Annotated in this window: 10 protein-coding genes and 1 pseudogene; 8 read left to right on the forward strand and 3 right to left on the reverse strand. The window is 36.9% G+C overall.

The genetic code is table 11. The features are described 5' to 3' along the window. Positions 1–79: 79 nt before the first annotated feature. The gene (locus FC57_RS09675; RefSeq protein ID WP_007126722.1) at positions 80–1510 is read right to left on the reverse strand and encodes a 6-phospho-beta-glucosidase; all 1431 of its coding nucleotides are present in this window, start codon (positions 1508–1510) and stop codon (positions 80–82) included. 366 nt (positions 1511–1876) lie between these two features. On the opposite strand from FC57_RS09675, the pseudogene FC57_RS09680 reads away from it, so the two are divergent. The 3 genes and pseudogenes from FC57_RS09680 (at position 1877) to FC57_RS09690 (ending at position 5130) form a co-directional block, all read left to right on the forward strand. Continuing rightward, a pseudogene (locus FC57_RS09680) lies at positions 1877–3312 on the forward strand (PTS sugar transporter subunit IIC). 144 nt (positions 3313–3456) lie between these two features. Then, positions 3457–4179, forward strand: coding sequence for a GntR family transcriptional regulator (locus FC57_RS09685; RefSeq protein ID WP_007126726.1), 723 nt, complete (start codon positions 3457–3459; stop codon positions 4177–4179). Between the two features lie 27 nt (positions 4180–4206). Then, complete coding sequence (locus tag FC57_RS09690) at positions 4207–5130, forward strand: ROK family protein (RefSeq protein WP_007126727.1); 924 nt, start codon at positions 4207–4209, stop codon at positions 5128–5130. Positions 5131–5174: 44 nt separating this feature from the next. Here the strand turns inward: FC57_RS09690 and FC57_RS09695 are convergent, their stop codons facing one another. Beyond that, complete coding sequence (locus tag FC57_RS09695) at positions 5175–5453, reverse strand: hypothetical protein (RefSeq protein WP_007126728.1); 279 nt, start codon at positions 5451–5453, stop codon at positions 5175–5177. 28 nt (positions 5454–5481) lie between these two features. Then, the gene (locus FC57_RS09700) at positions 5482–6846 is read right to left on the reverse strand and encodes an HD domain-containing protein (protein WP_007126729.1); all 1365 of its coding nucleotides are present in this window, start codon (positions 6844–6846) and stop codon (positions 5482–5484) included. Positions 6847–6961: 115 nt separating this feature from the next. Here FC57_RS09700 and FC57_RS09705 point away from each other — a divergent pair, with 115 nt between their 5' ends. From FC57_RS09705 to FC57_RS09725, 5 genes are all read left to right on the forward strand, one after another. Further along, positions 6962–7366 carry a YwiB family protein gene (locus FC57_RS09705; RefSeq protein ID WP_040529957.1) on the forward strand — a complete coding sequence of 135 codons (405 nt, stop codon included), beginning with the start codon at positions 6962–6964 and terminating at the stop codon, positions 7364–7366. A gap of 46 nt (positions 7367–7412) precedes the next feature. Next, positions 7413–7970 carry a DNA-directed RNA polymerase subunit delta gene (gene rpoE / locus FC57_RS09710; RefSeq protein ID WP_040529960.1) on the forward strand — a complete coding sequence of 186 codons (558 nt, stop codon included), beginning with the start codon at positions 7413–7415 and terminating at the stop codon, positions 7968–7970. A 145-nt stretch (positions 7971–8115) separates the two neighbouring features. Next, positions 8116–9735 carry a CTP synthase gene (locus FC57_RS09715; RefSeq protein WP_007126732.1) on the forward strand — a complete coding sequence of 540 codons (1620 nt, stop codon included), beginning with the start codon at positions 8116–8118 and terminating at the stop codon, positions 9733–9735. Positions 9736–9867: 132 nt separating this feature from the next. After that, positions 9868–11163 (forward strand): UDP-N-acetylglucosamine 1-carboxyvinyltransferase, encoded by a 1296-nt coding sequence (locus FC57_RS09720; protein ID WP_040529963.1) that lies wholly within the window; start codon positions 9868–9870, stop codon positions 11161–11163. Between the two features lie 53 nt (positions 11164–11216). After that, the gene (locus FC57_RS09725) at positions 11217–11735 is read left to right on the forward strand and encodes a GNAT family N-acetyltransferase (RefSeq protein ID WP_040529964.1); all 519 of its coding nucleotides are present in this window, start codon (positions 11217–11219) and stop codon (positions 11733–11735) included. The last annotated feature ends 104 nt before the right edge of the window (positions 11736–11839 follow it).

Below are 11839 nucleotides of genomic sequence, written 5' to 3' on the forward strand. Positions count from 1 at the left end.
ACTTTAGTGGGATTGTATCAAATTTTGACTAGCCGCTTTTTTTGTAGAGAGAAGTAATGTAATGAACTAATTGAAGTTATTAAGCTAGATCAGTGCCATTTGACTTAATAACTTTTTGATACCAGTAAAATGAGTCTTTTTTATAGCGCTTAAGTGTACCCTTGCCATGGTCATCTTCATCAACATAGATAAAGCCGTAGCGCTTCTTCATTTCACCGGTAGATGCACTAACTAAATCAATGCATCCCCATGGCAAGTATCCCATCAGATCAACACCGTCTTCAACAACAGCCTTTTTCATTTCCCTGATGTGGTCACGCAAATATTCAATACGATAGTTATCATGGATCTTATGATCAGAAGTCATTTTGTCGTATGCTCCCAAACCATTTTCAACAATAAATAAAGGCTTGTGCCAACGAGTGGTCATCCAATTCAAGGCGTAACGCAGACCAACTGGATCAACGGGCCAGCCCCAGTCGCTGGCTGTGACAAATGGATTTTCTACTAAATCTTGATATTCACGATAATCCATGTGATTGGTATATTTGACTGCAAAGGACATGTAGTAAGAAAAGGCAATATAATCGACAGTACCGTGTCTTAAAATTTCGAGATCCTTAGCAGTGATATCAAGATTATAGTTTTTATTTTTGAAATATTGAGTTAACCATCTAGGATATTCGCCGTTGACTTGAACATCACCAAAGTAAAGACGTGAGTCCATTGCCCTTTGGGCAAAAAGAATATCTTCTGGTTTCGGAGAAATAGGATAGATAGGACAAAAGGCAAGCATGCAACCAATTTGCATATCTGGATCAATAGCATGACCAATTTGAACTGCTTCGGCACTAGCTACCATTTCATAATGGGCGGCTTGATACATTATCTTTTGCTTGTCGTCGTCTGGTTTGAATTTAACGCCAGAATTTTCGTAAACAGAAAGGTCATCTTCATAATTTGTTTGATTATTAATCTCATTGAAGGTCATCCAATATTTAACCTTATTGTGATAACGTTCAAAACAAACGTGAGCAAAGCGAGTAAAAAAGTTGATCATCTTTCTGTTGCTCCAGCCACCATATTCAGTTACTAAGTGATATGGCATTTCAAAGTGAGACAATGTGATAACTGGTTCAATATTGTATTTTTTGCATTCATCAAAAACTTTGTCATAGAAAGCTAAGCCGGCTTCATTAGGTTTAGTTTCATCACCATTTGGGAAAATTCTGGTCCAGGCAATAGACGTACGGAAAGCTTTGAAGCCCATTTCTGCCATTAGCTTAATGTCTTCTTTATAGTGATGATAAAAGTCGTTTCCTTTATGATTAGGATAGTATTTATCTTTTTCAATAGTAGAGGTCAACTCACGGGGATGTCCCTGACTACCTAAAGTCATAAGATCAGCAATTGAAATTCCTTTGCCGCCTTCGTTATAGCCACCTTCGAGTTGATGGGCAGCTACAGCACCGCCCCAAAGGAAATTTTTAGGAAAAGTAGATTCATTCATAATAAAAGCTCCTTTTAATTATCTTGCATTTTGTATTATATGGAATCGCTTACAAAGATGATAGTAAAAAGGAGCTTTTTGGTATTGTTCGATAAATTAGTCGCTTCTTCCAATGATGGAACAAGGTGTTTTATGAAAGACCAATTTTTTAATTCACTATCTTATAGAGAATCAGAAGCTATAGTAAACAGCATCTTAAGCACAAAAGCACTAGTTTATTTTGTAAAAGCATATGTTTTTATAAAATAAGGCTTTACATTTATTGCAAAAGTATATATACTTTCAATGTAAGTCATGAAAGAGCTTACAAAATCCGGATTATTTTGATGTAATTGTGATAAAAAAGATATGGAGATGCATTTGACAATGTCCGAACAAAAGAAATCCGGACTGGGTAATTTTGTAAATAGTAAAATTTTACCTCCAGTAATGAAGTTCGTTAATACTAAAGCTATTACAGCTTTACAAAATGGGATGGTTTATACTTTACCGTTTATTATTATCGGTTCGATATTTTTAATTTTAAGTAATATCCCAATTCCTTCTGTAGCTAATGCAATTAATGCTTCTGGTTGGGGAGCATTCTTTAATCAGGCATATAACACTACTTTTGCAGCAATGAGTTTATGGGGTTCAATTGGTATAGCCTATATCTATGCAAAAAATGAGGGGTATGAACCCTTAGCACCAGGTTTAACTTCATGTGCGTCATTTTTGATGTTACAGACATTAAGTATTACCAGTCCAGTCCAGTAAAGACTGCTTTACAATCTGGTATTCCTAATGGAATGGGTGCCAAACAATTTACAGCAGTTATTAGCAAACTACCTCATGCAGTGCAAACCTACATTGAGGCACCAGTTACAGGCGTAGTTAATTTAACCTGGATTGGCGGAGATGGTATGATTGCTGCTATTGTAATAGGTTTGCTTGTAGGTTGGATTTATTGTGCAATTGTCAAAGCTGGTTGGACAATTAAATTGCCTAAATCAGTGCCACCAGCAGTTTCTAATCAATTCACTGCTATGATTCCCTCTGGTATTGTATTAATTGGTGCAATGCTTATCTTTGCTGGTTTTAATACTTTTGCACATACTGATCTTTTACAATGGATCTATAATACAATTCAAATTCCACTCCAAGGCGTTTCAGATAGTTTTGGTGGTGCTGTTGCAATTGCATTCTTAGTACCATTCTTCTGGTTCTTCGGTGTGCATGGTGGTCTAATTGTAGGTTCACTAGTAGGCTCATTGCTTCAAGCAAATTCATTTGATAATGCCCAATTATATAAAGCTGGTAAGTTAACCATGGCTAATGGTGCACATATTGTTACGAGTGAATTTCTTAACAACTTTATTAATTTAACTGGTTCAGGTATTACTATCGGTCTTATTATATTTATCTTGATTCGTGCTAGATCAGCTCAATTAAGATCATTGGGTAAACTAGAATTCATCCCCGGAATTTTCAATATTAATGAACCATTCTTGTTCGGTATGCCAATTGTTATGAATCCATTCTTAGCAGTTCCATTCTTCTTAACTCCAGTTGTTATAGCAATTTCAACTTACTTTGTAATTAAATTTGGAATTGTACCACCATTAAATGGGATGTCTGTTCCATGGACAACTCCTGCCATTATTTCTGGTTTCCTAGTTGGAGGTTGGAAAATGGCAGTTTGGCAAGCATGTACTCTCGTTATTTCAACCTTAATCTATTGGCCATTTGCTAAAAAATACGACAAGATTTTGATTAAACGTGAGCAAAATGCTGCAAGTAATGGTGATTCTACTCAAAACTAATTTACTTAACTAATAATCTTTTCTCTGTATGCACAAGTTAATTAAATTAAAAAAATAGGTGCCATAATTGTGCACCTATTTTTTTATAAAAGAAGAATTTTTGATTAAAATAATAGTATATAGCTTAGAAGAAGTTGGTTAAAAATGACAAAAGCAAAGTATGTAGAAGTAGCAGAAGAAATTGAAGAAAAAATTAAGAAAGGACAATACAAAAGGCAAACGGCTTTACCAGATCAAGAAACTTTGGCTAAAGAATATAATGTTAGTCGATTAACTATTCAAAAGGCTTTAGATGGACTGGATCGTAAAGGAATAGTATATAAACAATCTGGCATGGGTACTTTTGTATTAGGCGATATTCCTTTTAAAGATAAAAGGGATGCAGCAGTTAATGCTTTTATCGGCTTGGGTAATCAATTAGGTAAAAATAATGTAAGCAGTAAGGTTTTGCACTATTCAGTAGAATTTCCAGATGATAAGACACAAGAATATTTAAATATTGATCAAACAGAACCAGTATACGATATTGTTCGCTTAAGAATATATGAAGAAGAACCATTAATGATTGAGCATACTTATATGCCTGTTAAGTTAGTCCCAGGGTTGACGAAAGATGTACTACACGCTTCTGTGTATGATTATATGCATAAAAAATTAAATTTGAAATTTGGCCATGCTTATCGCCGAATTAGAGCAGTTAAAGCAAACAAGTATGATGAAAAGTATTTAAATGCTAAAAAAGATGATCCGATGTTAGAACTAGAACAGGTAGTTTGGTTAATCAATGGTGTTCCAGTTGAATATTCTACAAGTAGAAATAGATATGATACCAGATACTATGTAACGGTTGATAATAATAGATTTTAAATGTAATTAGAAATTAGGTAATGAATCATGACACAATATTTATCGTTTGATATTGGCGGTACCAATTTAAAGTATGCACTGATTAATAATTCAGGGCATATCATTGAAAAAGACCGTGTTAAAACCAATACTGAAAATTTAGATTCTTTTATGGAATCAATGTATCAAGTTGCTGACAAATATATGGGTAAGTTTGAAGGTATTGCAGTTTGTGCACCAGGCAAGATTGATACTAAACATAAAATTATTTATTTCGGCGGTGCTTTACCGTTTCTTGATGGTTTGAATCTTGAAGAAACTTTAGGTAAAAAATATCATGTTCCCGTGGGTGTAGAAAATGATGGTAAAGCTGCCGCATTATCGGAACAATGGCTTGGCGAACTGCATGATGTGAATACCGGCGTAGCAATTACGCTTGGTACAGGCGTTGGCGGTGGTATTCTAGTCGATAATCGCGTTTTGCATGGTTGGACTTTCCAAGCTGGCGAACTAAGCTGGATGATTACTAATTCAGGCTTAGGTACGCAAAATATGGCAGCATATACTGGTTACAGTTGCTCAGCGGTAAATATGATTAGAAAAGTTAATTTAGCTTTAGGCAATGCCAGCAACTTAGATGATGGCATTAGTGCTTTTAAGGCGATCAATGACGGTGATCTGCGTGCACTAGCGATTTTCAAGCGTTACTGTCGCAATGTAGCAATTATGATTATCAATATTCAAACAGTAATTAATGCTTCTAAATTTGTTATTGGTGGGGGAATTAGTGCTCAACCTGTGGTAATTGAAGAAATTAATAATCAAGTGCATAAGCTTTTGGATAATAATCCAATGATTGGTAAACAAATGATTGCTCCACCAGTTGTAGCTGCTAAACATGGTAACGATTCTAATTTGTACGGTGCCTTGTATGCATTGCTTTTAGAGTTAAACGGTGAAGAAGTAAGATAAAAAAATAAGCTTGGAATTTCCAAGCTTATTTCTTTTACTTAAATTTACTTGTGGCTTTTTTCAATAGCCTTTGCAATACTTACACCTGCGGCAGCAACAGAAACTACCATTGCAGTTTGGCATCCCATTTTGACAACATCTTTTACTAAGTCTTTGTTGTCGTGAATAAAGTTAAATGATAACTTAGTGTAATCCATGCAGTAGCCATGAATAGTATCCATCAAATCTTTGACTTGTTTATAACCACTCTTTGGAGCAGCCTTAACTTCATCTTCAGGGTTAATTTGAGTTCTTACGTCTTTGTTTAAATCTTCAGTATTCATAACGAGACCTCGCTTTCTAACTCTTATTTTACTTCTTTCTTGGTCTTCTCAGGTATCGAAGCGCACCGTTTTTAACATATTTTTGGAATTGATCATATAGTGGAGCAAAAATTTGTGGTTGGTCTTCATCATGGGATAGCATGGTTCTTGGGAAGAAGAAGCGCTCGTCTCCTTGGAAGGTACCGTTAAGTGCACGGACTAATGGACTCATTTGTGATAATTCAATGAGACTGCCATCATCTTGCATGATTTCGATTTGACTATTAGCATTCTTGCCAGATGGTTTATAAGCGTCATATGGTTCATCGAATGCGGAGTTAGTGTCAGTGTAATAGTCAGGATTAAAACCAGCTTGTTTAATGATATTCTTTAATTTTGGTAAGAGATTCTTAGTTTCTTCATCGATTCTAACGCTAGCTAATGGCTTTCTATATAAGTAACGCTTAGCCAAGTCAGATAGAATAGGATCTTGTGATTCTGTCCATAAAGAAAAGTTGGTTTCCATGACACCGTCATCGAGCTTGAGGTAGTCTTCTAGCGTCCAATTGCCAGCTAAGAACTTAGCTAAACTTGGAGTGACTTGCAAATTGCCTTTTTTGTAAATAACCTGTGCGCGTTCAAGCAAGTGATGTAAGATAACTTCCATTGAACGGCCAACCCGATGGAAATATACTTGTTGGTACATTTGATAACGAGAAACAATGTAGTCTTCTACGGCATGCATCCCGTTGTTGGTAAAGCAAATTCCGTTTTGATAAGGACGAATTACTCGTAAAATACGAGACAAGTCAAAGCGTCCGTAGTTGACGCCTGTAAAATAGGCATCCCGTTGGAGATAATCCATTCTGTCAGCGTCGGCCTGGCTAGAAATCAGTTTGACTACTTGAGGGTTAGGATATGTTTTAGCAATTACACTGGCAACTAATTCAGGAAAGTTAGGTGCTACTTGCTTTAGGGCCTTATTGATCTCTGTGTGTTGATCAGTAATAATCTTCTGACCGATTTTTTCATGGTTAGTGTCAAAAAGGTGCTCAAAAGTATGAGAATAAGGTCCGTGTCCAATATCGTGCAGCAATCCTGCACATTCTACTAATAAGCGGTTATCGTCATCCCATAGGCCATCTCCTGGCGTCATGGAAGGATATTTTTTAGCAAAAATATCGCAAATTCGGCGAGTTAATTCATAAACTCCAAGATTATGCTCAAATCTAGTATGCGTTGCTCCTGGAAAGACATAACTGACAGGTCCTAATTGCTTAATCCTGCGCATCCGTTGAAATTCTTTGGATTTGACGATATCTAAAATAACTTTGTCTTCAATATGAATGTAGCCATGAACTGGATCACGGAGTACAACTTCCTGTTTTAATTTTTTACTTTGAAATCTTGCCATAAAAATTCACCAAGCTTGTTAATTTAATTTTTTAAAATTTAGATTAAAATAGAGTATACCTAATTAAAATTATAGCAAATATATATGTACAGTGCTTAATGGAAGGGATGAGAACGTGACAGCAATTACAATTAATTTGACTAGTAAAATTACGCAAGATAATGATACAGAAACTTTTACCAGAAATGCGCCTGGAACAATGACTGAGAAGGATGGAGTAACCCGTATTGCTTATGCCGAAGAGGGTGAGATTCCGGTCAAAATGTTGTTAAAAGATGATGAGCTATTGATTAGAAGAGGCGTGGATCAAAATAACTATTCATTTATGAAATTTGTTCCCGGTGAAAAAGAAAGTTGTCGTTATGTGGTTGAAGGCAGACAAATGGATATGGTTAGTGTGACTAACTTGCTGGAATATGAACCACAAGAAGACGGATCTAACAAACTTCGGGTTGAATATGACCTATTTAATGGACTATACTTAATAGGTAACTATGCAGTCACGTTGATTTTTACTTAAACGCCTAGTAGAATAGTAAAGATTGTATAAGAGAGGACGTACAGCTGTGGGATTAGACAAGTTTAAAGACAAAAACCGTGATGAATTGTCAATGATCGAAGTTGCTCGTGCAATTTTGGAAGACAATGGTAAGAGAATGGCATTTGCCGATATTGTTAATGCCGTACAAAAATACTTGAATAAGAGTGACGAAGAGATTCGTGAACGTTTGCCACAATTCTATACTGACATGAACACTGATGGTGAATTTATTTCCATGGGTGAAAATGTTTGGGCACTTCGTTCATGGTTCCCATATGAATCAGTCGATGAAGAAGTTAACCACCCAGAAGATGAAGACGATGATGATGCACGTAAGCACCACAAGAAGGTTAATGCATTCTTAGCGAGTGCAACTGGTGATGATGACATTATCGACTATGACAATGATGATCCAGAAGATGACGACTTAGATGCCACTGCTGATGATAGTGATGACGACTATGGCGACGACGATTCTGATTATGATGAAGATAATGATGATACTGATGACGTATTACCAGATGGTATTGAAGGTCAATTGTCACAATTGAACGATGACGATGATGACGACGAAGATAATTAATCGTAATAATAAAAAGAAAAATTAATTTGCTTGACTTAAGAAGAAAAAGCAGATAGTATTTTTCTTGGGCACCCTATGTGCGTTTAGCTCCCTAACTTGAGGGAGCTTTTTTGTTTAAAAGGATAAATTGATAAAGGAGCAGACAATGACAAAATACATTTTCGTAACTGGCGGTGTCGTATCTTCACTTGGTAAGGGTATTACTGCATCAAGTTTAGGTCGACTTCTTAAGAATCGTGGTTTAAAGGTAACCATGCAAAAGTTTGACCCATACATCAACATTGACCCAGGTACAATGAACCCATATCAACACGGTGAAGTTTATGTTACCGACGATGGTACGGAAGCTGACCTTGACTTAGGTCACTACGAAAGAATTGTAGACGTTAGAACTAGCAAGTATTCTAACGTTACTACTGGTAAGATTTATCAAGAAGTTTTGGAAAAAGAACGTCGTGGCGATTACCATGGTGCAACTGTTCAAGTAATTCCTCATATTACTGACATGATCAAGAAAAAGATTATGCGTGCAGCCTTAACTACTGATTCAGATGTCATTATTTCTGAAATTGGTGGTACTGTTGGTGATATCGAATCAACTCCATTTATGGAAGCTATTCGTCAAATGCGCCGTGAAGTTGGTGCAGAAAATGTAATGTACATTCACTGTACTTTGGTACCACTTCTTCATGCTGCTCATGAAATGAAGACTAAGCCAACTCAACACTCAGTTGCAGAATTGCGTAGTATTGGTATTCAACCAAACATGCTTGTTCTTCGTGCTGAACAACCAATTGATCAAGAACACAAAGACAAGATTTCAACTTTCACAGATGTTCCTGTTGATCGAATTATTGAATCAATTGATGCTCCTTCATTATTCGATGTACCTTTGGCTTTCCAAAAACAAGGCATGGATCAAAAGGTTTGCGATTTCTTACACTTAGAAAGTCCAAAGCCAGAAGCTGACATGGAAGCTTGGAAGAAGCTTGATGAACGTGCTAAGAACTTGAAGCACCACACCAAGATTACCTTGGTTGGTAAATATGTAGAACTTGAAGATGCCTACATTTCAGTTACTGATGCTTTGCAACATGCTGGTTACCTTTACAACACTAAGATCGATGTAGATAAGGTTCAAGCTGAAGATGTAACTGAAGACAACATTGCCGACATTATGAAGGACTCAGATGGCTTGATCGTTCCTGGTGGTTTCGGTACACGTGGTCTTGAAGGTATGATTACTGCAATCAAGTATGCTCGTGAACATGATATTCCATTCTTAGGTATTTGCTTGGGTATGCAAATGGCTAGTGTTGAATTTGCTCGTGATGTTTTGAACCTTGAAGATGCTAACAGTGCAGAAGCTGAACCAGACTGCAAGAATAATATTATTGACATCATGGCAGATAAGCGTGATGAAGAAAATATCGGTGGTACTTTACGTTTGGGCCTTTACCCAGCTGCTCTTAAGAAAGGTACCAAGACTCGTGCTGCTTATGATGATCAAGACGTTATTCAAGAACGTCACCGTCACCGTTTTGAATTTAACAATAAGTATCGTGAAGCATTTGAAAAGGCTGGTATGGTCTTCTCAGGTGTATCACCAGACAATCGTTTAGTAGAAATTATTGAATTACCAAAGAAGAAGTTCTTTATTGCAGCTCAATATCACCCTGAATTCTTGAGTCGTCCACAACGCCCAGAAGGCTTATTCAAGTCATTCATTGGTGCTGCTAGTGGTTTGCCAGCAGAGAAATTTTAAATCTGAAATTCACTTGAATAATACAAAATGTTAAGAAAACAAGAACTGAGGGCCTCAGCTCTTGTTTTTTTTGTCAATATCCTTTAACATTATTATGATTAATTGAAAGTAGAAAAGGATTTGTTTTCGCCAATGAAGCAGATGATAATTCATGGTGGAAAGCCCTTGCAGGGTGATGTATGGATCGGTGGAGCTAAGAATTCAACGGTTGCACTGATTCCGGCATCAATTTTGTCTAGAACACCAGTAACATTGGAAGGCGTCCCAAGAATTGCTGATGTTATCAACTTGATGGACTTGTTGAGTGAGATGGATGTACATTGTGATTTCGGTGAAACGACATTGCGCATTGATCCAACTGATATTAAGATGAGTCCGTTGCCAGCTGGGAAGATTAAGAGTTTGCGCGCTTCATATTACTTTATGGGTGCACTTCTCGGTCGTTTTGGCAAAGCAGTTGTGGGCTTCCCCGGTGGTGATGATATTGGGCCACGTCCGATTGACCAACATATTAAGGGCTTTGAAGCCTTAGGCGCTAGCGTAGAAAATGAAAATGATCAAATCATAATTACAGCTCCTGAAGATGGTTTGCATGGTGCAAAGATTCACCTGAAGATGCCATCTGTTGGTGCAACGATGAATATTATTATGGCCAGTGTAACAGCACATGGTCAGACTATTATTGAAAATGCAGCTAAAGAACCAGAGATTATTGATTTGGCTACCTTCTTGAATAACATGGGGGCAGTTATTCGTGGTGCTGGTACTGACTCAATCAGAATTGAAGGTGTGGATATGCTTAAAGCACAAATTCCGCACACTATTATTCCCGATCGAATTGAAGCAGGTACTTATGTAGCTTTAGCAGCGTGCATCGGTAATGGAATTCGAATTCATAATATTATTGAGGAACACCTTGATTCATATTTGGCCAAGGTAGAAGAGATGGGTGTAGTAATTGATTTCGATGAGGATTCATTGTATGTCTATCCAGCTGGTGACCTGAAGATGGTTCAAGTGAAGACGGATGTTTATCCAGGTTTTGCAACTGATTTACAACAGCCAATTACGCCGCTTCTTTTAACTGCTAAGTCAGGCGAGGGCGTAGTGATTGATAATATTTATCCGAAGAGAATTGGTCATATTGCTCAATTGCAGAAGATGGGTGCCAATATTAAAGTTGAAGATAATATTATTTTGGCTCATCCAACTAAGCAATTGCATGGAGCAGAAGTAACTGCGGGAGAAATTCGTGCAGGAGCATGTTTAATGATTGCTGGTTTAATGGCTAGTGGAACCACGATCATTGATAAGGCTGGTAACATCTTGCGTGGTTATGACCGCGTACAAGAAAAATTACGTCAACTTGGTGCCGACGTGAGTATCCAAGATAACCCCAAGATACCTGGCGTTTTAGATAATATCTAGAAAGAAGAGAAAGAACTACATGGGAGATCATGTGGTTTTTTTGTGGAAAAATTATGAGTTTAATTTATATTAGACAAGCAAAAAGCGTGGATGTGGATAAAATTGGTGAAATTTTGCATGATGCTGTCCAATTTTTGAAGAAAAGTGGTAGTCCGCAATGGCAAAGTGGGTATCCTAACTGTCAAACTGTGCGTGAAGATATAAAAAATAATGTTGCTTGGGTATTAACTGTGGATAATCAAGTGGCTGGTTATGCGGCAGTGGTAATTGGAAGAGATCCTAATTATGAAAAGATTGAGGGCGCTTGGCATGATGATGTAGATACATATGCAACGATTCATCGCCTTGCGGTATCACGCAAATTTAGAGGGATGCATTTGAGTCAATTTTTCATGAGTGATATTATTTCTACAACTTATGCACAGGGAATTCACAATTTTAGGATTGATACATATAAAAAGAATAAAATTGTGCAACATATTGCAACTAGTCATGGCTTTGTTAGGCGTGGGATTATCCAAGTAGTTGATCCAATTGACCCTGATCGGTTGGCTTATGAGTTGAATTTGTAAAAGATTTGAATAGATTTGCATTAATTGACTAATAAAAGTAAAATTCTAACGTGGCGGGACAATAGGGTAGGTTGTTCCGTCTTTTTTCTACGTAAAGTCAAGTA

The organism is Lactobacillus ultunensis DSM 16047 (assembly GCF_001436305.1).
Classification (GTDB): Bacteria; Bacillota; Bacilli; order Lactobacillales; family Lactobacillaceae; genus Lactobacillus; species Lactobacillus ultunensis.

Bases quoted from the DNA above. Each gene is read 5' to 3' on its own strand.
- FC57_RS09675 (WP_007126722.1), bottom strand. From the start codon at position 1,510: ATGAATGAATCTACTTTTCCTAAAAATTTCCTTTGGGGCGGTGCTGTA.
- FC57_RS09715 (WP_007126732.1), top strand. From the start codon at position 8,116: ATGACAAAATACATTTTCGTAACTGGCGGTGTCGTATCTTCACTTGGT.
- FC57_RS09720 (WP_040529963.1), top strand. From the start codon at position 9,868: ATGAAGCAGATGATAATTCATGGTGGAAAGCCCTTGCAGGGTGATGTA.
- FC57_RS09685 (WP_007126726.1), top strand. From the start codon at position 3,457: ATGACAAAAGCAAAGTATGTAGAAGTAGCAGAAGAAATTGAAGAAAAA.
- FC57_RS09700 (WP_007126729.1), bottom strand. From the start codon at position 6,846: ATGGCAAGATTTCAAAGTAAAAAATTAAAACAGGAAGTTGTACTCCGT.
- FC57_RS09725 (WP_040529964.1), top strand. From the start codon at position 11,217: ATGAGTTTAATTTATATTAGACAAGCAAAAAGCGTGGATGTGGATAAA.
- FC57_RS09690 (WP_007126727.1), top strand. From the start codon at position 4,207: ATGACACAATATTTATCGTTTGATATTGGCGGTACCAATTTAAAGTAT.
- FC57_RS09695 (WP_007126728.1), bottom strand. From the start codon at position 5,453: ATGAATACTGAAGATTTAAACAAAGACGTAAGAACTCAAATTAACCCT.